The organism is Mycobacterium sp. D16Q13 (assembly GCF_002013375.1).
Classification (GTDB): domain Bacteria; phylum Actinomycetota; class Actinomycetes; order Mycobacteriales; family Mycobacteriaceae; genus Mycobacterium.
In genome coordinates this window covers 329483-350020 of the sequence record NZ_MAEW01000007.1, presented here as the reverse complement: position 1 = coordinate 350020, position 20538 = coordinate 329483, and the positions used below count along the sequence as shown (strand labels likewise).

Annotated in this window: 12 protein-coding genes and 3 rRNA genes; 10 read left to right on the top strand and 5 right to left on the bottom strand. The window is 62.2% G+C overall.

The annotated features are described in order from the left end of the window. Positions 1–160 precede the first annotated feature (160 nt). From B4400_RS08690 to B4400_RS08675, 4 genes are all read left to right on the top strand, one after another. Positions 161–1676: ribosomal RNA gene (locus B4400_RS08690) — 16S ribosomal RNA — on the top strand. A gap of 297 nt (positions 1677–1973) precedes the next feature. Beyond that, positions 1974–5088 (top strand): 23S ribosomal RNA (locus B4400_RS08685). Between the two features lie 80 nt (positions 5089–5168). Further along, positions 5169–5285, top strand: a 5S ribosomal RNA gene (rrf, locus tag B4400_RS08680). The 16S, 23S and 5S rRNA genes sit together here, the layout of an rRNA operon. A gap of 94 nt (positions 5286–5379) precedes the next feature. Then, positions 5380–6249, top strand: a complete 870-nt coding sequence (locus tag B4400_RS08675; RefSeq protein ID WP_078309369.1) for a DUF4436 domain-containing protein — start codon at positions 5380–5382, stop codon at positions 6247–6249. 24 nt (positions 6250–6273) lie between these two features. Here the strand turns inward: B4400_RS08675 and B4400_RS08670 are convergent, their stop codons facing one another. Further along, positions 6274–7884, bottom strand: coding sequence for an adenylate/guanylate cyclase domain-containing protein (locus tag B4400_RS08670; protein WP_078309367.1), 1611 nt, complete (start codon positions 7882–7884; stop codon positions 6274–6276). Between the two features lie 36 nt (positions 7885–7920). Between B4400_RS08670 and nucS the strand changes: the two genes are divergently transcribed. After that, on the top strand, positions 7921–8610 hold the full coding sequence (gene nucS / locus B4400_RS08665) for an endonuclease NucS (protein WP_078309366.1): 690 nt from the start codon (positions 7921–7923) through the stop codon (positions 8608–8610). A gap of 29 nt (positions 8611–8639) precedes the next feature. Further along, positions 8640–8945 carry an Rv1322 family protein gene (locus B4400_RS08660; protein WP_078309363.1) on the top strand — a complete coding sequence of 102 codons (306 nt, stop codon included), beginning with the start codon at positions 8640–8642 and terminating at the stop codon, positions 8943–8945. Here the strand turns inward: B4400_RS08660 and mce are convergent. Next, positions 8942–9415 (bottom strand): methylmalonyl-CoA epimerase, encoded by a 474-nt coding sequence (gene mce / locus B4400_RS08655; protein WP_078309361.1) that lies wholly within the window; start codon positions 9413–9415, stop codon positions 8942–8944. The genes B4400_RS08660 and mce overlap by 4 nt on opposite strands. A gap of 60 nt (positions 9416–9475) precedes the next feature. Between mce and B4400_RS08650 the strand changes: the two genes are divergently transcribed. The 3 genes from B4400_RS08650 (at position 9476) to B4400_RS08640 (ending at position 12034) form a co-directional block, all read left to right on the top strand. Further along, positions 9476–10654, top strand: coding sequence for an acetyl-CoA C-acetyltransferase (locus tag B4400_RS08650; RefSeq protein WP_078309359.1), 1179 nt, complete (start codon positions 9476–9478; stop codon positions 10652–10654). 62 nt (positions 10655–10716) lie between these two features. Then, on the top strand, positions 10717–11070 hold the full coding sequence (locus B4400_RS08645; protein ID WP_078309357.1) for a DUF3817 domain-containing protein: 354 nt from the start codon (positions 10717–10719) through the stop codon (positions 11068–11070). Between the two features lie 34 nt (positions 11071–11104). Next, positions 11105–12034 carry a tetratricopeptide repeat protein gene (locus tag B4400_RS08640; protein WP_078309355.1) on the top strand — a complete coding sequence of 310 codons (930 nt, stop codon included), beginning with the start codon at positions 11105–11107 and terminating at the stop codon, positions 12032–12034. Between the two features lie 24 nt (positions 12035–12058). On the opposite strand, the gene B4400_RS08635 is transcribed toward B4400_RS08640, so the two are convergent. The 3 genes from B4400_RS08635 to B4400_RS08625 are packed head-to-tail and all read right to left on the bottom strand — an operon-like array spanning position 12059 to position 17842. After that, positions 12059–13513, bottom strand: coding sequence for a neutral zinc metallopeptidase (locus B4400_RS08635; RefSeq protein ID WP_078309353.1), 1455 nt, complete (start codon positions 13511–13513; stop codon positions 12059–12061). Positions 13514–13565: 52 nt separating this feature from the next. Continuing rightward, positions 13566–15773 (bottom strand): 1,4-alpha-glucan branching protein GlgB, encoded by a 2208-nt coding sequence (glgB, locus tag B4400_RS08630; RefSeq protein ID WP_078309351.1) that lies wholly within the window; start codon positions 15771–15773, stop codon positions 13566–13568. After that, entirely contained in the window at positions 15770–17842 is a 2073-nt protein-coding gene (locus tag B4400_RS08625) for a maltotransferase domain-containing protein (RefSeq protein WP_078309459.1), read from the bottom strand. The genes glgB and B4400_RS08625 overlap by 4 nt, the downstream gene beginning before the upstream one ends. A 75-nt stretch (positions 17843–17917) precedes the next feature. Here B4400_RS08625 and glgP point away from each other — a divergent pair, with 75 nt between their 5' ends. Further along, positions 17918–20536 carry an alpha-glucan family phosphorylase gene (gene glgP / locus B4400_RS08620; protein ID WP_078309349.1) on the top strand — a complete coding sequence of 873 codons (2619 nt, stop codon included), beginning with the start codon at positions 17918–17920 and terminating at the stop codon, positions 20534–20536. Positions 20537–20538: the final 2 nt, after the last annotated feature.

Sequence of the window (20538 nt, the reverse complement as noted above, 5' to 3'; positions counted from 1 at the left end):
CCTGAAAGGGCGGAGGCGAGAATAGAGGAAGAAATTCCCGAATTCATAGCCACAACAAATAAATGTGTTGTTTGAGAACTCAATAGTGTGTCAGTGTTTATATAGACATTTTATGTCGATAACAATTCTTTTGACAGTTGTTTTGTCGGGATTAAATTTTTGTTTGGAGAGTTTGATCCTGGCTCAGGACGAACGCTGGCGGCGTGCTTAACACATGCAAGTCGAACGGAAAGGCCCTTCGGGGTACTCGAGTGGCGAACGGGTGAGTAACACGTGGGTGATCTGCCCTGCACTCTGGGATAAGCCTGGGAAACTGGGTCTAATACCGGATAGGACCACACACTTCATGGTGAGTGGTGCAAAGCTTTTGCGGTGTGGGATGAGCCCGCGGCCTATCAGCTTGTTGGTGGGGTAATGGCCCACCAAGGCGACGACGGGTAGCCGGCCTGAGAGGGTGACCGGCCACACTGGGACTGAGATACGGCCCAGACTCCTACGGGAGGCAGCAGTGGGGAATATTGCACAATGGGCGCAAGCCTGATGCAGCGACGCCGCGTGAGGGATGACGGCCTTCGGGTTGTAAACCTCTTTCAGTAGGGACGAAGCGAAAGTGACGGTACCTACAGAAGAAGGACCGGCCAACTACGTGCCAGCAGCCGCGGTAATACGTAGGGTCCGAGCGTTGTCCGGAATTACTGGGCGTAAAGAGCTCGTAGGTGGTTTGTCACGTTGTTCGTGAAAACCCACAGCTTAACTGTGGGCGTGCGGGCGATACGGGCAGACTAGAGTACTGCAGGGGAGACTGGAATTCCTGGTGTAGCGGTGGAATGCGCAGATATCAGGAGGAACACCGGTGGCGAAGGCGGGTCTCTGGGCAGTAACTGACGCTGAGGAGCGAAAGCGTGGGTAGCGAACAGGATTAGATACCCTGGTAGTCCACGCCGTAAACGGTGGGTACTAGGTGTGGGTTTCCTTCCTTGGGATCCGTGCCGTAGCTAACGCATTAAGTACCCCGCCTGGGGAGTACGGTCGCAAGACTAAAACTCAAAGGAATTGACGGGGGCCCGCACAAGCGGCGGAGCATGTGGATTAATTCGATGCAACGCGAAGAACCTTACCTGGGTTTGACATGCGCAGGACGTATCTAGAGATAGGTATTCCCTTGTGGCCTGCGTGCAGGTGGTGCATGGCTGTCGTCAGCTCGTGTCGTGAGATGTTGGGTTAAGTCCCGCAACGAGCGCAACCCTTGTCCTATGTTGCCAGCGGGTAATGCCGGGGACTCGTAGGAGACTGCCGGGGTCAACTCGGAGGAAGGTGGGGATGACGTCAAGTCATCATGCCCCTTATGTCCAGGGCTTCACACATGCTACAATGGCCAGTACAGAGGGCTGCGAAGCCGCAAGGTGGAGCGAATCCCTTAAAGCTGGTCTCAGTTCGGATTGGGGTCTGCAACTCGACCCCATGAAGTCGGAGTCGCTAGTAATCGCAGATCAGCAACGCTGCGGTGAATACGTTCCCGGGCCTTGTACACACCGCCCGTCACGTCATGAAAGTCGGTAACACCCGAAGCCAGTGGCCTAACCTTTTGGAGGGAGCTGTCGAAGGTGGGATCGGCGATTGGGACGAAGTCGTAACAAGGTAGCCGTACCGGAAGGTGCGGCTGGATCACCTCCTTTCTAAGGAGCACCATTTCCCAGTCGAATGAACTGGGAACATAAAGCGAGTATCTGTAGTGGATACATGCTTGGTGAATATGTTTTATAAATCCTGTCCACCCCGTGGACAGGTAGTCGGCAAAACGTCGGACTGTCATAAGAATTGAAACGCTGGCACACTGTTGGGTCCTGAGGCAACACATTGTGTTGTCACCCTGCTTGGTGGTGGGGTGTGGTCTTTGACTTATGGATAGTGGTTGCGAGCATCTAAACATAGCCTCGCTCGTTTACGAGTGAGGCTGGTTTTTGCAATTTATTAGCTAAGTTCTTAAGGGCGCATGGTGAATGCCTTGGCACTAGAAGCCGATGAAGGACGTAGGAGGCTGCGATAAGCCTCGGGGAGCTGCCAACCGAGCTTTGATCCGAGGATGTCCGAATGGGGAAACCCAGCACGAGTGATGTCGTGTTACCCACTGCTGAATATATAGGCTTTGGGAGGAAACGCGGGGAAGTGAAACATCTCAGTACCCGTAGGAAGAGAAAACAACCGTGATTCCGTGAGTAGTGGCGAGCGAAAGCGGAAGATGGCTAAACCGCATGCATGTGATACCTGGTAGGGGTTGTGTGTGCGGGGTTGTGGGAGTTGTACTTGCCGGTTCTACCAGACCGGCGGACAGTAAAAAAGTGTCGTGATTAGCGGAAGTGGTCTGGGACGGCCCGCCGCAGACGGTGAGAGTCCGGTACGCGAAAATCCGACACCTGTCTCGTACTTCATCCCGAGTAGCAGCGGGCTCGTGGAATCTGCTGTGAATCTGCCGGGACCACCCGGTAAGCCTAAATACTCTCTAGTGACCGATAGCGGATTAGTACCGTGAGGGAATGGTGAAAAGTACCCCGGGAGGGGAGTGAAATAGTACCTGAAACCATGTGCCTACAATCCGTCAGAGCCTCCTCGTGGGGTGATGGCGTGCCTTTTGAAGAATGAGCCTGCGAGTCAGGGACACGTCGCGAGGTTAACCCGTGAGGGGTAGCCGTAGCGAAAGCGAGTCTGAATAGGGCGCCCGTAGTGGCGTGTTCTGGACCCGAAGCGGAGTGATCTACCCATGGCCAGGGTGAAGCGGCGGTAAGACGCCGTGGAGGCCCGAACCCACTTAGGTTGAAGACTGAGGGGATGAGCTGTGGGTAGGGGTGAAAGGCCAATCAAACTCCGTGATAGCTGGTTCTCCCCGAAATGCATTTAGGTGCAGCGTCGCGTGTTTCTTGTTGGAGGTAGAGCTACTGGATGGCCGATGGGCCCTACTAGGTTACTGACGTCAGCCAAACTCCGAATGCCAATAAGTTAGAGCGCGGCAGTGAGACGGCGGGGGAGAAGCTCCGTACGTCGAGAGGGAAACAGCCCAGATCGCCGGCTAAGGCCCCTAAGCGTGTACTAAGTGGAAAAGGATGTGTAGTCGCGAAGACAACCAGGAGGTTGGCTTAGAAGCAGCCACCCTTGAAAGAGTGCGTAATAGCTCACTGGTCAAGTGATTATGCGCCGACAATGTAGCGGGGCTCAAGTACACCGCCGAAGCCGCGGCATTCATGCAATACATTCCCTTCGGGGCAGTGGCATGGATGGGTAGGGGAGCGTCCTGCACCCAGCGAAGCTGCGAAGTAATTCAGCAGTGGAGGGTGCGGGAGTGAGAATGCAGGCATGAGTAGCGACAGGCAAGTGAGAAACTTGCCCGCCGAATGACCAAGGGTTCCTGGGCCAGGCTAGTCCTCCCAGGGTAAGTCGGGACCTAAGGCGAGGCCGACAGGCGTAGTCGATGGACAACGGGTTGATATTCCCGTACCCGTGTGTGCGCGCCCATGATGAATCATCGGTACTAACCACCCAAAAGGTTCTAGATCAATCTCTTCGGAGTGCGACGTGAACCCGCTGCGTGGGACCTTCGGTGGTAGTAGTCAAGCGATGGGGTGACGCAGGAAGGTAGCTGTACCGGTTAGTGGTTATACCGGAGCAAGCCCGTAGGGCGACGTCTAGGTAAATCCGGATGTCATTAAGCCTGAGAGGTGACGCATAGCCGATTGAGGCGAATTCAGTGATCCTATGCTGCCAAGAAAAGCCTCTAGTGAGTTCACACACGGCCCGTACCCCAAACCAACACAGGTGGTCAGGTAGAGAATACTAAGGCGTACGAGATAACTATGGTTAAGGAACTCGGCAAAATACCCCCGTAACTTCGGGAGAAGGGGGACCTCGCTTGGTGACCGGACTTGCTCCGTGAGCTGAACGAGGTCGCAGAGACCAGTGAGAAGCGACTGTTTACTAAAAACACAGGTCCGTGCGAAGTCGCAAGACGATGTATACGGACTGACGCCTGCCCGGTGCTGGAAGGTTAAGAGGACCCGTTAACCCTTGGGTGAAGCGGAGAATTTAAGCCCCAGTAAACGGCGGTGGTAACTATAACCATCCTAAGGTAGCGAAATTCCTTGTCGGGTAAGTTCCGACCTGCACGAATGGCGTAACGACTTCTCAACTGTCTCAACCATAGACTCGGCGAAATTGCACTACGAGTAAAGATGCTCGTTACGCGCGGCAGGACGAAAAGACCCCGGGACCTTCACTATAGCTTGGTATTGGCGTTTGGTTCGGTTTGTGTAGGATAGGTGGGAGACTGTGAAGCAGGCACGCCAGTGTTTGTGGAGTCATCGTTGAAATACCACTCTGATCGTATTGAACCTCTAACCTCGGACCGTATATCCGGTCCAGGGACAGTGCCTGGTGGGTAGTTTAACTGGGGCGGTTGCCTCCCAAAATGTAACGGAGGCGCCCAAAGGTTCCCTCAACCTGGACGGCAATCAGGTGTTGAGTGCAAGTGCACAAGGGAGCTTGACTGCGAGACCTACAAGTCAAGCAGGGACGAAAGTCGGGACTAGTGATCCGGCACCTCTGAGTGGAAGGGGTGTCGCTCAACGGATAAAAGGTACCCCGGGGATAACAGGCTGATCTTCCCCAAGAGTCCATATCGACGGGATGGTTTGGCACCTCGATGTCGGCTCGTCGCATCCTGGGGCTGGAGCAGGTCCCAAGGGTTGGGCTGTTCGCCCATTAAAGCGGCACGCGAGCTGGGTTTAGAACGTCGTGAGACAGTTCGGTCTCTATCCGCCGCGCGCGTCAGAAACTTGAGGAAACCTGTCCCTAGTACGAGAGGACCGGGACGGACGAACCTCTGGTGTACCAGTTGTTCCACCAGGAGCACGGCTGGATAGCTACGTTCGGACAGGATAACCGCTGAAAGCATCTAAGCGGGAAACCTATTCCAAGACCAGGTTTCTTACCCTTTTAGAGGGATAAGGTCACCCACAGACTATGGGTTCAATAGGCCAGACCTGTAAGCGTAGTAATACGTTCAGGGAACTGGCACTAATCGACCGAAAACTTACTAATAAATCGCAACCACTATTCGTCGTCATTTGACGACCACACTCCACCACCAGATAACTTGTGTGTTAATCACACGAAAGAGTTACGGCGGCCACAGCGAGAGGGAAACGCCCGGTCCCATCCCGAACCCGGAAGCTAAGCCTCTCAGCGCCGATGGTACTGTTCTTAACACGGAACGGAAGAGTAGGACACCGCCGAACATAAATTGGAAATACCCCCCAGGAAACTGGGGGGTATTTTCATATTCTGGCTGCTAGATTTCTGAAATAGCGAGACGGTAGAGATAGGAATCCTGTGCAGGCATTCAAGGGGCGCTTCAAGCTGAAGCCGGCCGCCACGACCGTGGGTGCAGTGATACTGGTGTTGGTCATCTACGTGGGTTTTCTCCTCATCTATCGCCTGCTGGATCATCATTCCGGCCCGCCGTCGGCCGATCTGGACCTGTCCCGAGACAACGAGACTGTTGTGGTCATCGACCTCCAGGACCTGCGCACGGTAAACAACCGGCTGGACGCCGAGGTAGTGGTGTTACCGGCGAAGACAACACTTGATGCCTTCGGGCTGTTGAACGCGGACATGTCCGTGCGGTTAGTGTCCTCCCTGGATTATGGGGAGCGACATTTTCCGCGGGGCACCGTCCCTGCCGCGATGGACGACACTTTGGTCGCAACGGGTGACGCTCAGTCATGGCCGTTCGACGAGTACTCCACCGGCAATTTGCGCGCAGAAGTCATGGTGGGTAATGGCGAAGGTCGGCGTCCGGTACCGGCGCGCATCGAAGTGATCGGCAGCCTGGGCGGATGGCGGGTGTCGACGGATACGTCGCCGGCACCGGCTGGCAAGGGCGATCAGACCACGGTCACGCTCGTACGGGCGCGCGGCACCCTGGCATTCGATGTGGGCATCTGCCTGGTGTTGATCACACTTCCGACGATGGCCCTGATCGTGGCGATCGAGACGGTGAAGGGTAGGAAGAAGTTCCACCCACCGCTGACGACCTGGTTCGGAACGATGTTGTTCGCGATCGTCCCGCTGCGCAATATCCTGCCCGGTGCGCCGCCGCCGGGAGCCTGGATAGACCAGGCATTGGTGCTGTGGGTGCTTATCGCACTTGTTGTGGCGATGGTGCTGTATGTCGAAGCCTGGTGGAAGCAGTCCGACTAGATTTGGGCCGCGGCCGCAGCCGCGTCAGGCCACAGGTACGGCAAGTTCGGTGGGCTCGATCCGGCCACGCAGCGTCACGGTATCGCCAGAGCGCCAGTGCAGGGCCTCGCGATGGTGTGCACGCAACACGGTATCGAGCGAGGCCACTAAGCGTCCGGGCACTGTTTTGGAGAGCTCGCAGAGCCGAGCCGCTTCGTTGACTGGATCGCCGATCACGGTGTATTCGAAGCGGTCGTGGGCTCCGACGTTTCCGGCCACCGCCTGCCCCGAGGCGACGCCGATGCCGGCCTGGCATTCGGGTACCTCGGTCCGAAGCCGCCGGGCGATGGCCCGGGCGGCAGCGAGTGCCTGGCTTTCGGGACGGTCCTGCCGGACCGGCGCTCCGAAGACCGCGAGGGTGGCGTCGCCTTCGAATTTATTGACCATGCCCTCGTATCGGTCGATTTCTTCGACCACGACGGTGAAGAATCGGTTCAGCAGCGCGACCACCTCGATGGCGGGCCGGGTGGCTGCCAGCTGGGTCGACCCGACAATATCGGCGAAAAGCACGGCGACGTGGCGTTCCTCACCGCCGAGCGCAGGTTGTTGCAGTTCGGCGGCCGCGGCGACTTCTCGGCCGACATGCTTGCCGAAGAGGTCCCGGACCCGCTCGCGTTCACGCAGGCCCTCCGCCATGGTGTTGAAGCCCGCCTGCAGCTCGCCCAGCTCGGTGCCGTCATAGACGACGAGGTTGACGTCCAGATCGTTCTGTTCGACGCGCTTGAGCGCGGCCTGCACCTCTTTGACGGGCGCGGCCGTCATCCAGGATGCGATCCAGATGAGGATCAGACCAAATACCACCGGGAATGACGCGAGGATGATGACGGCCACGGCGAGCTGGTTGACGGTGAAGTTGCCAAAGATCAGCGCTCCGACTCCAGCGAGCATGATGCCGACAGCGGGTACCCCAGATCCCAAGAGCCAGGCCAGCATCGTGCGCACCATGATTCCCGAGGCGAGCCGCCTTCGGCGATACCCCGCTTCGAGTGCTCGTGCGGCGACGGGTCGCATCGCGAACTCGGTGAACAGGTAGTTCGCCGCGCAGACCACCACACCGCTGAACCCCACCGCGAAGAAGATCTTGGGGATGTAGAGCGGATCCTGCAGCCCGTAGAGCGTGGTGAACAAGGCGGTCCCGCCAGCCCACAGAATCGCCTCGACGACGGTCAGTCGCCGGGGGACCGCGAACGCGTTGCGCTGGTCCTCCTTGGTGGGCTCGCGTTCTTCGATGGCCCACCGCACCACCTTGAAGATCCGGCGGGTACCCCACACTGCGCCGATGAGCACCGCGAGCGTCACGTACACCGGAACGACCACGAATTGGATCCACCAGGGTGCGTCGAAGACGTTGGGATCGGGCACCGCGACGAGCACCAACAGGATGACGACGGCGACACCAATCAGGTTGGCGGCCACCACGAACACGGTCAGCATCAGCTGGATCCGGATGCGCTGGACGAGCGTGCTCTCGTCATAGCGGCCCAGCAGCCACGAGCCGTACCCGTCGCCGGCCTCGAGTCGGCCGGTCTGCCCGGTGATCGCGGCCAGGGCACGGCCCACTCGCAGCGACACTGCGCGAATCGACTCGTTTGCCATAGTTGTGGTCAGCCTAACGCCCTATACAGTGAGCCGGTGCGTCTCGTCGTAGCTCAATGCACGGTTGACTATGTCGGCCGGTTGACCGCCCACCTGCCATCTGCCAAGAGGCTCTTGCTGATCAAGGCCGACGGCTCGGTGAGCGTGCATGCCGATGACCGGGCCTACAAGCCGCTCAACTGGATGAGCCCGCCATGCTGGCTCACCGAAACCGAGGGTGAGGGCTCGGAGGAGAGCGGAGCGCCGACCGTATGGATCGTGGAGAACAAGGCCGCCGAGCAGCTGCGGATCACCATCGAGAACATCGAGCATGACTCGGCACATGAGCTCGGCGTCGACCCCGGACTGGTCAAGGATGGTGTGGAGGCGCACCTGCAGGAGTTGCTCGCCGAGCATGTTGCGCTACTCGGCGAGGGATACACACTGGTGCGTCGCGAATACATGACTCCCATCGGGCCGGTGGACCTCCTGTGCCGGGACGCCGACGGTGCGACGGTCGCGGTGGAGATCAAGCGCCGCGGCGAGATCGATGGTGTTGAGCAGCTGACCCGCTACCTCGAACTGCTCAACCGTGACACCACGCTGGCGCCGGTCGCCGGTGTCTTCGCGGCGCAACAGATCAAGCCGCAGGCTCGCACTCTTGCCGAGGATCGAGGAATCCGTTGCCTCACACTGGATTACGATGCCATGCGGGGAATGGACTCAGACGAATTCCGTTTGTTCTGAAATTGCACCGCGGCTCATAGAATCACCGCATGGGCCGCCGACATCCGCCGCGCCGCGCCGCCGCCGATCGTGCCGTTGCGCTGCCGCTCGGCGGGCATCAGGTGGAACAGGGGACCGACGGTCTGGATTACCAGGTGCGGCGCATCTCCGCAGCGCGCGCGATCAAGGTATATCGCTGCCCCGGGTGTGATCACGAGATCGCGGTGGGGGTAGCGCATGTGGTGGCCTGGCCTGCCTCCGAGGGGCAAGACAGGGGAGCCGAAGACCGCCGCCACTGGCATACGCCCTGCTGGAGCAACCGCGCGAATCGAAGCCCGACGCGGCGTTGGAGCTAGTGCGACTGCGTCGGCTGGACGAGCTCGATGAGTACGCCGCCGGTGTCCTTGGGATGCAGGAAGTTGATGCGTGAGTTCGCGGTGCCGACGCGCGGCTCCTCGTAGAGCGCACGCACTCCTGCGGCACGCAGCTGATCGGTCAGCGCGTCGATATCGGTGACGCGATAGGCCAGCTGCTGCAGTCCCGGGCCCTTCTTGTCCAGAAACTTGGCGATGGGCGAGGACTCATCGAGCGGGGCCATCAGCTGAATCTGGGCGCTGCCGGGTTCTGCTCCGGGGAAAGACAGCATCGCCTCGCGGACGCCCTGGCTCTTGTTGATCTCCTCGTGCACCAGGATCATGCCCAGGTGCTCGTGGTACCACTCGATCGCGACGTCCAGGTCAGGCACCGCGATACCCACGTGGTCGATCGCGGTCACCAGGCCGGTCGATAGGATCGAGGGAACATCAAGCGGAGACGATGTCGTCATAACGCAACGGTAACGCGTTCCAGAAAACGGCGTCCACTCGAGCAGCATTAAGGAGACTCAATGACCACGTCCGTGATTGTTGCTGGAGCGCGTACACCCGTTGGCCGCTTCCAGGGATCTCTGAAGGACTTCTCGGGCGCTCAGCTGGGTGGCATCGCCATCAAGGGCGCCCTGGAGAAGGCCAAGGTGGTGCCGTCCGCGGTCGACTACGTGATCATGGGCCAGGTTCTCACCGCTGGTGCCGGCCAGATTCCGGCGCGCCAGGCGGCGGTTGCCGGCGGAATTGGTATGGACGTCCCGGCGCTCACCATCAACAAGGTGTGTCTTTCCGGTGTCGATGCCATCGCCCTCGCTGACCAGCTGATTCGGGCCGGTGAGTTCGAGGTCGTCGTCGCCGGTGGACAGGAGTCCATGACCAACGCCCCGCATCTGCTGCCCAAGAGCCGGTTCGGGTTCAAGTACGGCGACGTGACGCTTGTTGATCACATGGCCTTCGACGGTCTGCACGACGCCTTCACCGACCAGGCGATGGGCATCCTCACCGAACAGCGCAACGTCTCCGACAAGTTCACCCGCGAGGAGCAGGACGAGTTCGCGGCGCGTTCCCATCAGAATGCTGCCCGCGCCTGGAAGGACGGCGTCTTCGCCGACGAGGTGGTCTCGGTTCAGATCCCGCAGCGCAAGGGTGATCCGATCGAGTTCGCCGAGGACGAGGGCATCCGTGCCGACACCACTGCCGCGTCACTGGCCGGCCTGCGTCCGGCGTTCAGCAAGGACGGCACCATTACCGCGGGGTCGTCCTCGCCGATCTCCGATGGTGCCTGTGCGGTCGTGGTGATGAGCAAGGAGCGCGCGGAGCGCGAGGGGCTGGAGTGGATCGCCGAGATCGGCGCACACGGTGTTGTCGCCGGCCCCGATTCCAGCTTGCAGCTGCAGCCGGCCAACGCCATTCGGAAGGCCTGTGAGCGGGAAGGGATTTCCCCCGACCAGCTCGACCTGGTCGAGATCAATGAGGCCTTCGCGCTGGTGGGCTTGGCCTCGATCAAGGACCTGGGAATCGATCCGGCCAAGGTCAACGTCAACGGCGGCGCGATCGCTATCGGGCACCCCATCGGGATGTCCGGTGCCCGGATCACCCTGCATCTGGCGCAGGAGCTCAAGCGCCGCGGCGGTGGAATCGGTGTGGCCGCACTGTGCGGCGGCGGCGGTCAGGGTGACGCCTTGATCGTGCGGGTGTGATTTACGACGCGCTGTAGTAGGTCCGCTGAGGTGTCGGGCACCCCATCGGGCAGACTGAGGGCATGACACAGCTTTTCGACCTGCGCAGCACCGCCAGCAGGTTCCGCGCCATCGCGTTGCTTGAGGCCGTCAGCTGGGCGGGTCTGCTCACCGGGATGTTCTTCAAGTACGTGCCGGATCCGGGCAATGAAATCGGCGTGAAGGTCTTCGGCTGGATCCACGGCGTCGTCTTCATCGCGTACTTAGTGGTGGGGTTCCTGGCCGGGCGCGAGTACCGCTGGAACCCGCTCACCTGGTTGCTCGCACTGTTAGCTGGGGTTGCCCCATTGTGCAGTGTGATCTTTGTCATATGGGCTGATAGGGCGGGTAAGTTGCCCGTCGCGGGGGCGGCGCCGACAGGTGACGCAGCACCGTAGTGCGGAAGCCGCGAGCCGTGACAGACTGGAGAGCGTGACCCGACCACGTCCCGCGATGGCTGCGGCCATGTCCGGAGCTGTCGACCTTTCCGCCCTCAAGCAGCGCGCGCAGGAGTCCGCAGTACCCCGCGAGCCCTCGGCCGGGGGTGAATGGACCGTCGAGGTAACCGAGGCGAATCTCGAAGCCGAGGTGCTGGCGCAGTCCAATCGCGTGCCGGTCATCGTGCTTCTGGGATCGCCGCGCAGCGAGGCCTCCGCGGCGCTCGCCGCCACACTGGGCGACCTGGTCGCAGAGGACAACGGCACGTGGACCCTCGCCAGGGTCAATGTCGACACCAGCCCGCAGATCGCGCAGGCCTTTGGCGTGCAGGCTGTGCCCACCGTGGTGGCAGTGGCGGCGGGGCGGCCCCTCACCAGCTTCGCGGGACCGCAACCGGCCGATCAGCTGCGGCGTTGGCTGGACTCGATTATTGACGCCGTCGCCGGCAAGCTGCCCGATGCCGCTGGGCCGGAGGGTGGGGACGTCGACGAGCCCGAAGACAACACGGACCCGGCGCTCGCGGCCGCGCGTGATGCTTTGGACTCCGGAGATTTCGAGGCGGCCAGCGCCGCCTATCAGGCCCTGCTGGACGGCGGCGCCACCGGTGCGGTGGCGGCCGAGGCGGCCGCGTCGGTGCGCCAGATCGAGTTCCTGATCCGTGCGACGACCCAGCCTCAAGATGCGGTGGCCGTCGCCGATGCCGCGCCCGGCGATATCGCGGCGGGGTTAGCCGCCGCGGATGTGGAAGTGCTTTCGCAGCAGCCAGATTCGGCCTTCGACCGGTTGGTCGCGCTTGTTCGTGCGACATCCGATGATGATCGGGCCACGGTGCGCGCCCGCCTGCTCGAGCTGTTCGAGTTGTTTGACCCCGCCGATCCCGCGGTGGTCGCCGGGCGGCGCAAGCTCGCTAACGCCCTGTTCTAGCTCAGTGTTGACGGGCCCCCGTAACTACGGGAAGCGCTTGGCGCAGGTCTGGTCATTGCCCAGTACGCCTATCCGATAGGCGTCGATACGGGAGAATCCAGCCGGCGCCGTCTGGCCCTTCACGTCACTGGAAGCTCTACCGCTGGAAAGCAATTCGGAGACGGCCTCGTCGAGGTCGCCGCCGGAGAGGATGACCGGCGCGCGGGGAGTCACGATGCCCCTGCCCGCGGCGCGCGAGGTGAAATATCCCGTCAGGCATGCGGTGCGCAGCCCCGTCATGATGCCTTCGGTTTCCAGCCCCGCGGCCTTCTGTGCCGCCAGCGCATAGCGCGAGACGATCACACTGAACGCCGAATAGTCGCCGTTCACTTGCGCGGAGAACAGCGCCCGGTCCGATGACGGGGTGGCCATCTTCTGCAGGGCCTTCGGGTCCAGGGCAATCGTGTTGTCCTTGGGGCAGAACGAAGCCGGCGCGGTACCCGAACCGTCCGGGCATTTCCCGTCGCCATAAACCGTCTTGGGCGGATTGTCCATGGGGAATACCTGCGAAGCCGCGGCGAGCACCGCGTCGATGGTGTCCGGGTTGATCGGCCAGTTGTCGCCGTTCGGACCCACGCCCAGCCCCTTCGGCAGTTCACCGCGGCGCTTGAGAATCTCTTGGGAATCGATGCGCTTGCATGCCATCGGGCCGTCGGTGAAACCGAACTGGAAGGCCGACACCCGTTCGAATGCCGAGCCGTGGATGGCCCACTTCTTGCTGGTGTCGTTGTCGCGGATCGCGATCATCGCGGCCGTCACCTTGTTGAGCCCGTCGGCGGTGTTCAGGGTGAACCGCGGCGAATCGCCCTGAGTGACCCAGCGCAAGTAGGCCCCGGCGAAGCAGTCGGCCTGCTGCTCCTGATTCAGGTCCATGAGGTACTCGACTTGGTCCTTGCTCATCTTCGGATCGTCGATCGGATTGATGAGCTGGGCATGGAACTGGATCGAGTGTCCGTACTCGTGGGCCATGACGGTGTTCATGGCCATATCGCCCATTTGCTTGCGCAGGTAGGGGAACAGCTGACCGCGATCCCAGGCGAATGAGTTGTCCAGTGGGCAGAACGCGGCGTTGATGAAGTCGGTCAGGTTGCCCCCGCAGAACTCGAGGTCGCGGTTGTTCTTGCGCGAGTCGGCAGAGATGAGGCGGGACACGGGCCGGAAGTTCGCGAACGAATCGCCGTAGAACTGCGTCCAGAAGTCCTCGATGTCCGCCAGGGACACCTTGACGTAATCATCGATCTCGCCGTTGTCGGTGTTCTCGATCTTGCGCTTGGGGACCTGCACTCCGGGTTTCATGCCGGAGGGGCCATCGACCGCGGGCATGCCCGCCACACGCAGCGGATCCGCGTAGATGGATTGAGGTTGCCCACCGAGCGGACGGCCACACGATGTGATCACCAGCACCAGCCCCACCAGCAGTGCCATCCAGCGTTTGGACATCGAGCCACCCCCCTCGGTACGCGAGTTTGCGTTTAGCGCATCCTAATGTTGTCTACAGGTCCTCTGAGACGGGTTCCAGCCAGATCGCGGCGGCGGGCGGCAGTGCCAGCGTGGCCGAGGCCGGGCGGCCGTGCCACGGGTTCGCCGCGGCGATCACCTCGCCCAGATTCCCGACCCCGCTGCCGTGGTACTGCAGTGCGTCGGTGTTGATGACCTCACGCCAGCGACCGGTCAGCGGCAACCCCACCCGGTAGCTGCTGTGCTCTACGCCCGCGAAATTGAAGATGCATGCCAGCACCGAACCGTCATCACCGAAGCGCAGGAAGCTCAGCACGTTGTTCGCCGAATCGTTGGCATCGATCCACGAATAGCCTTGGGGTGCGGTGTCTTGGGACCACAGCGCGCGGCGCTGTCGGTATGCGGAATTCAGATCTGCCGTCAGCGCCGCGATTCCCGACGAATACCCGTCTTCGCCCAGCTGAAACCAGTCGACACCGCGTTCATCGGACCATTCGGCCCGCTGACCGAACTCCTGCCCCATGAACAGCAACTGCTTTCCGGGATGTGCCCACATGTAGGCCAGCAGACAGCGCAGTCCGGCGGCCTTGGCGTGGTCGTCACCGGGGATGCGGGTCCACAGTGTCCCCTTGCCGTGCACCACCTCGTCATGGCTGATGGGCAGCACAAAGTTCTCGCTGAAGGCGTACAGCATCGAGAAGGTCATCTCGTGGTGATGGAAGCTGCGGTGAATGGGATCGCGCCCGAGGTAGCCCAGGGTGTCGTGCATCCACCCCATGTTCCATTTCATGGAAAAGCCAAGGCCGCCAAGGCTGGTAGCCCGGGTGACGCCCGGCCACGACGTGGATTCCTCGGCCACCGTGACAATTCCGGGATGCAGCTTGTGTACGGTGGCGTTCATCTCCTGAAGGAACTGCACCGCTTCGAGGTTTTCGCGGCCGCCGTGAATGTTGGGCGTCCAGCCGCCCGCGGGGCGTGAATAGTCGAGGTAGAGCATCGATGCGACGGCGTCCACCCGCAGCCCGTCGATATGGAACTGATCGAGCCAGAACAGGGCATTGGCGACCAGAAAGTTGCGTACCTCCGGGCGCCCGAAGTCGAAAACATATGTGCCCCAGTCCAACTGCTCGCCGCGGTGCGGGTCGGCATGCTCATACAGGGGTGTCCCGTCGAAACGCGCCAGCGCCCACGCGTCCTTGGGAAAGTGCGCGGGTACCCAGTCGACGATGACGCCGATTCCCGCCCGGTGCAGAGCATCGACCAGGTACCGAAAGTCGTCGGGCGTGCCGAATCGAGAGGTGGGAGCGTAGTACGAGGTCACCTGGTAGCCCCAGGATCCACCGAAGGGATGTTCGGCCACTGGGAGCAGCTCGACGTGAGTGAACCCTTGAGCCAGTATGTATTCGGTGAGCTCGTGGGCTAGTTGTCGGTAGGAGAGTCCGGGGCGCCACGATGCCAGATGCACCTCGTAGGTGCTCATCGGTTCGAACACGGGATTGCGGGTGCTGCGCCGGGACATCCATTCGCCATCCTCCCAGGAGTACGACGAGGTGGTGGCCCGCGAAGCGGTGGCCGGTGGCAGTTCGGTGGCGAACGCGAAGGGGTCGGCGCGATCGGTCACCGACCCGTCGGCGCCGTGCACGCGGAACTTATACAAGGCGCCGAGCGTCATGCCCGGCCAGAACAGTTCCCAGACTCCGGAGGATCCCAGGGTTCGCATGGGGGCGTCGTTGCCGTTCCACCCGTTGAAATCGCCGATCACCGAGACTCCGTGCGCGTTGGGTGCCCACACCGCGAAGGAGATGCCACTCACCTCGCCGTCCGCGGTGACGAATGAGCGCGGATGCGCGCCAAGGATTTCCCAGAGACGCTCGTGGCGGCCCTCGTTGAAAAGGTGTAGGTCCACTTCGCCGAGCGTGGGCAGGAATCGATACGCGTCGGCGGTGATAAGCGACGTGCCGCCGTAGTCGACGTCGAGGCGGTAGTCGAGGAGGTTCAGGAAGGGCAATGCCACCACGAATAATCCCGATCCGAGGTGGGTCATCGGGTGGAGTTCCTCGCCCACTACCGCGGCGACCGCGGTTGCGCCGGGCTTGAACGCTCGAATGACGGTGTGCCCCTTACCGCGCGGATTCGAATACTCGTGCGCCCCGAGGACCGAATGCGGGTTGTGATGGGTTCCGGCCACTAATCTGGCGATATCGGCGGCGTCGGGCTTCGCGAAGGTCGCGGGCATGGTCATGGGCGGAACACCAGGTGCGCTCGGGCCTGTTCACGAACGTGCGGCAGGTTGAGAATGTGGGCGACGGCTTTGGGCGGGTCGAGTCGCACGTAGTTGGCCTGTCCCCATCGATACTGCTCACCGGTGAGTTCGTCACGCACCCAGAAGGTTTCGGGCCAGTCCAGGCCCAGCGCGGGCAAGTCGAGCCAGATGGTGCCGTCCTCGGGGCCGAAGGGGTTGAGATTCACGATGACCAGGACGGCGTCGCCGGTTACCGGGTCGAACTTGGAATACGCCAGCAGAGCCTCGTTTTCCACGTGGTGGAAGGTGATGTTGCGCAGCTGATGCAGGGCGGGATGCAGTCGCCGGATCTCGTTGAGTCGAGTAATGAACGGCTCCAATGATTCGCCGCGCGTGACGGCGCCCTTGTAGTCGCGGGGGCGCAGCTGATACTTCTCCGAGTCCAGATATTCCTCGCTGTCCTCGCGCAGCGGAACATGTTCGTAGAGCTCGTATCCGGAGTACACGCCCCAGGTGGGGCTCAAGGTTCCGGCGAGGACGGCGCGGATGGCGAACATGCCCGGTCCGCCGTGTTGGAGGCTGGCATGCAAGATGTCGGGGGTGTTGACGAAGAGGTTCGGGCGCGCCACATCTGCCTGCGCGGCGATCTCTCTGCCGAAGTCGGCGATCTCGGATTTCGCGGTGCGCCAGGTGAAGTAGGTGTACGACTGGGTGAAGCCGAGCCGGGCCAGGCCGTAGAGCCGGGCTGGGCGGGTGAATGCCTCGGAAAGAAACAGGACATCGGGATCGGCCGCCTTGACCTCACCGATCAGCCACTGCCAGAAGTCGGGGGGCTTGGTGTGCGGATTATCCACCCGGAATATCTTGACGCCGTGGGCAATCCAGTACTGCACCACGCGCAGTACCTCGGTATATAGGCCCGCTGGATCGGTGTCAAAGTTCAGCGGATAGATGTCCTGATACTTCTTCGGAGGATTTTCCGCATAGGCGATGGTGCCGTCGGGGAGCTCGGTGAACCACTCGGGATGCGCGTCCACCCAGGGATGATCTGGCGCGCATTGCAGCGCCAAGTCCAGTGCTACTTCCAGGCCCAGTTTGCGTGCCGTGGAGACGAATCGGTCGAAGTCTTTGACGGTTCCGAGCTCGGGGTGGATAGCATCGTGGCCGCCTGCGGCGCTGCCGATGGCCCACGGTGAACCGACCTCACCGGGCTCGGCGACCGGATTATTGTTGCGGCCCTTACGGTTTATCTCACCGATCGGATGAATCGGCGGTAGATAGACCACATCGAATCCCATGGCGGCGACCCGTGCCAGATCCGCGGCCGCCGTCGCCAGAGTGCCATGCATGGCGCGTCCGTCCGGCCCCACTCCACCGGTGGAACGCGGGAACAGCTCGTACCAGGAGCCGTACAACGCGCGGGTGCGATCGACCCAGACGCCGTACTGGGTGCCGCGCGTGAGCAGGTCGCGCAGCGGGAACTCGGCGAGCAGCGCCTGCACCTCATCGGAGAGCGCGTGTTGGAACCGTGCTCCTGGATCGTCCTGGGTGCGCAGCGCTTCCGCCGAGTCCAGGAGTGGCTTGCGGCGCTTGCGCGGCACTCCGGCCGCCGCACGCTCGAACAGTCGCGCACCGATCTCCAGGTCGTTGGCCAATTCGGCGGCCTCCTGCCCGGCCTCCAGTTTGGCCTCGACGTTGTGGCGCCAGGTCGCGATCGGGTCACCCCATCCGTCGACCCGGAAGGTCCAGAGACCCTCCCGGTCCGGGACGAAGCTGGCGTGGAAACGATCGAGTGCGCCGCCCGGCCGCATCTGAACATGCAGCGGTTTGATGCGCGTCGCGCTTGTGTCCTTGTCGCGAGGGGCCGAGATGCGGCGCAGCGGGCCCTCCGCGAGCTGCGGATAGCTGGGGCCCAGACAGCGCACCACCAGGGTCGCGGCAACCGCCTCGTGACCTTCCCGCCATACGGTTGCCGCCACGGGCACGACCTCGCCCACGACTGCCTTGGCCGGATAGCGTCCACCCGAGATCGCGGGGGCGACATCGTCGATGCCTATGCGTCCGGTCACCACGTCCACCGTAGTAGACGGCCTATCTCGCCGCCGGACATGCGCTCAACCGAAATCTCAGTAAGGTTCTGAAGGGTGAAAGCCCTACGTCGATTCACGGTTCGCGCCCATCTTCCGGAGCGGTTGGCGGCGCTGGGTGAGTTATCGAACAACCTGCGCTGGTCGTGGCACCAGCCGACCCGCGATCTCTTCGCTGATATCGACCACCAACTGTGGGACCAGACCAACCATGATCCGGTCGCGGTGATGGGGTCGGTCCCGGCACAGCGGCTCGACGAACTGGCGGCCGACGACGGGTTTGTCGACAGGGTGGCCGCGCTGGCGGGTGATTTGCATGACTACCTGAACCGGCCGATGTGGTACCAGCGTCAGCTGGAGCGAACCGGCGACGACCCCGCCGAGACGTTCGACCTGCCCGCCGCAATCGCCTACTTCTCGATGGAGTTCGGCGTCTCTGAGGTGCTGCCGAACTACTCCGGCGGTCTGGGCATTCTGGCCGGCGATCACCTCAAGGCCGCCTCCGACCTGGGTCTGCCGCTCATCGCGGTCGGACTGCACTACCGGTCCGGATACTTCCGGCAGTCGCTGACCGCCGATGGCTGGCAGACCGAGCAGTATCCGTTGATCGACCCGGCCGGTCTGCCGCTGCGGCTGCTGGCGCATGAGGATGGCACCCCGATCTTGATCACGGTGCCGATGCCACAGGACAGAGTGCTCTCGGCACGGATCTGGGTTGCTCAGGTGGGCCGGATTCCGTTGTTGCTCTTGGACTCAGATATCGCCGAGAACGATCGGGAACTGCGTTATGTCACCGACCGGCTGTACGGCGGTGATCAGGACCACCGCATCAAGCAGGAGATTCTGGCCGGTATCGGCGGTGTGCGCGCCATTCGTGCGTACGTCGCCTCCGCCGGGGTGCCGGCTCCGGAGGTGTTCCACACCAATGAGGGCCATGCCGGGTTCCTGGGGCTGGAGCGCATCCGTGAGTACATCGGGCAGCACGGACTGGATGTCGAAACAGCCTTGACGGTGGTCCGGTCCAGCACCGTGTTCACCACGCACACACCGGTTCCCGCGGGCATCGACCGATTCCCCGTCGACTTGGTGCGCAGGTACTTCGGGGAGTCCGGTGATTCCACGCTGCTGCCCGGGGTACCGGTGGATCGCATCCTTGCCCTGGGCGCGGAGGACGATCCGTCCACGTTCAACATGGCCCATATGGGACTGCGCCTGGCACAGCGCGCCAACGGCGTATCGCTGTTGCACGGCCAGGTGAGCCGGTCGATGTTCAATGGATTGTGGCCGTCCTTCGATGCCGCAGAGGTCCCCATCGGGTCGATCACCAACGGCGTGCACGCGCCCACGTGGGCATCGCCGCAGTGGTTGGAGTTGGGGCAGCAGCTCGTCGGCGCCGAAGCGTTCAACGATGCCAGCGGATGGGAGCGCATTCACGAGGTGGATCCCGGGCACATCTGGTGGATCCGGTCGCAGCTGCGCGAGCAGCTGATCCAGGATGTGCGGCGGCGGATACGCGCATCGTGGCTGCAGCGAGGTGCTGCCGAGGCCGAATTGGGCTGGGTGGACAGCGCCTTCGACCCGGCTGTGTTGACCATCGGCTTCGCGCGTCGCGTCCCGACGTACAAGCGGCTCACCCTGATGCTGCGTGATCCGGAGCGATTGCGTGAGCTGCTCCTCGACGAGAAGCAGCCGGTGCAGCTGATCGTGGCAGGCAAGTCGCATCCCGCCGACGACGGTGGCAAGGGGCTCATCCAGCAGATCGTCAAATTCGCCGATCAGGCCGATGTGCGACACCGGATCACCTTCCTGCCCGATTACGACATGTCGATGGCCCGCTACCTGTACTTCGGCTGCGATGTGTGGCTGAACAACCCACTTCGTCCGCTGGAGGCATGCGGGACCTCCGGGATGAAGAGTGCGCTCAACGGCGGGCTCAACCTGTCCATCCGCGATGGCTGGTGGGACGAGTGGTACGACGGCGAAAACGGTTGGGAGATACCGACGGCCGACGGGGTCACCGACGACGCCCGACGCGATGACCTGGAGGCCGCGGCGCTGTACGAGCTGCTGGCGCAGAAGGTCGCGCCCAAGTTCTACGAACGTGATGAACACGGCACACCGCAGCGCTGGGTAGAGATGGTTCGTCACACCCTGGAGAAGCTGGGTCCCAAGGTGTTGGCATCCAGAATGGTTCGTGACTACACCGTGGGCTACTACGCTCCCGCGGCAAAATCGCTGCGCGCCACCGTCGGTTCCGATTCTTCGTTTGCCCCGGCCAAGGAGCTGGCGCGTTATCGGGAGCGGGTGCAGCAGGTGTGGCCGTCGCTGGTCATCACCGACGTCGACAGTTCGGGACTGCCCGACACTCCGCTGCTGGGATCACCGTTGACGCTCACCGCGTCGGTTCAGCTGTCCGGGCTGGCCCCTTCGGAGGTCGCGGTGCAGGCCGTGATCGGTCGAGTTGACCTGGACGACAAGCTCTCTGATTCGGAGATCGTCCCGATGACGCACACGGGCAGCCGCGATGGAGGCGTGGAGACGTTCTCGGCCACGACCACGTTGCCGGTCTCCGGATCTGTGGGCTACACGGTGCGGGTGCTTCCGCACCATCCGCTATTGGCCGGCGACAGCGAGCTGGGCCTCTCGGTGCTGGCGGCCAGCGATCTGGAGCACTAGGA

What these genes read in the sequence shown, in the direction of transcription:
- B4400_RS08645 (WP_078309357.1), top strand. Translation starts at nt 10,717, where the DNA reads ATGACACAGCTTTTCGACCTGCGCAGCACCGCCAGCAGGTTCCGCGCC.
- B4400_RS08635 (WP_078309353.1), bottom strand. Translation starts at nt 13,513, where the DNA reads ATGTCCAAACGCTGGATGGCACTGCTGGTGGGGCTGGTGCTGGTGATC.
- B4400_RS08670 (WP_078309367.1), bottom strand. Translation starts at nt 7,884, where the DNA reads ATGGCAAACGAGTCGATTCGCGCAGTGTCGCTGCGAGTGGGCCGTGCC.
- B4400_RS08650 (WP_078309359.1), top strand. Translation starts at nt 9,476, where the DNA reads ATGACCACGTCCGTGATTGTTGCTGGAGCGCGTACACCCGTTGGCCGC.
- glgB (WP_078309351.1), bottom strand. Translation starts at nt 15,773, where the DNA reads ATGACCATGCCCGCGACCTTCGCGAAGCCCGACGCCGCCGATATCGCC.
- mce (WP_078309361.1), bottom strand. Translation starts at nt 9,415, where the DNA reads ATGACGACATCGTCTCCGCTTGATGTTCCCTCGATCCTATCGACCGGC.
- B4400_RS08660 (WP_078309363.1), top strand. Translation starts at nt 8,640, where the DNA reads ATGGGCCGCCGACATCCGCCGCGCCGCGCCGCCGCCGATCGTGCCGTT.